This is a genomic window from Gottfriedia acidiceleris, from assembly GCF_004138285.1.
GTDB classification, from domain to species: Bacteria; Bacillota; Bacilli; order Bacillales; family Bacillaceae_G; genus Gottfriedia; species Gottfriedia acidiceleris_A.
Genome location: NZ_SCFN01000082.1, coordinates 1 through 282, shown reverse-complemented (window position 1 = coordinate 282; position 282 = coordinate 1). Strand labels below are relative to the sequence as shown.

General features: G+C 52.1%; 1 rRNA gene. It reads right to left on the bottom strand.

The window, feature by feature from the left end:
* Positions 1-282, bottom strand: a 16S ribosomal RNA gene (locus EP747_RS24070); the annotation flags it as partial.

Below are 282 nucleotides of genomic sequence, written 5' to 3'. Positions count from 1 at the left end.
TACACTTGGAATTCCACTTTCCTCTTCTGCACTCAAGTTTCCCAGTTTCCAATGACCCTCCCCGGTTGAGCCGGGGGCTTTCACATCAGACTTAAGAAACCGCCTGCGCGCGCTTTACGCCCAATAATTCCGGACAACGCTTGCCACCTACGTATTACCGCGGCTGCTGGCACGTAGTTAGCCGTGGCTTTCTCGTTAAGTACCGTCAAGGTACGAGCAGTTACTCTCGTACTTGTTCTTCCTTAACAACAGAGCTTTACGACCCGAAGGCCTTCATCGCTC